This window comes from Extibacter sp. GGCC_0201, assembly GCF_017566055.1.
Lineage (GTDB): Bacteria > Bacillota > Clostridia > Lachnospirales > Lachnospiraceae > Extibacter.
Window position 1 is genome coordinate 1 of sequence record NZ_JABFCH010000244.1, and the last position, 213, is coordinate 213.

At 46.0% G+C, this 213-nt stretch carries 1 protein-coding gene; it reads right to left on the minus strand.

Annotated elements, in window-relative coordinates:
* Positions 1–213: YqeG family HAD IIIA-type phosphatase (locus tag HJV72_RS19410; RefSeq protein WP_208073514.1), on the minus strand; the 213-nt coding region annotated here is incomplete at both ends.

Sequence of the window (213 nt, forward strand, 5' to 3'; positions counted from 1 at the left end):
TGCATCGGCTTCACCAGTATATTATGGATCCCGCTCCTTTTCGCCCCCCATACATCCGCGAAAAGCTGGTCTCCCACGAAAAGGGTGTTTGTTTCATCCGTCCCCATGATCTCCATGGCTTTTTTGTAATTCTTTGTGGAAGGCTTATGGGCATTATAAATATAGTTCGTCTGAATCTCTTCATTGAACATCTTAACCCGGGCTTCCTGGTTG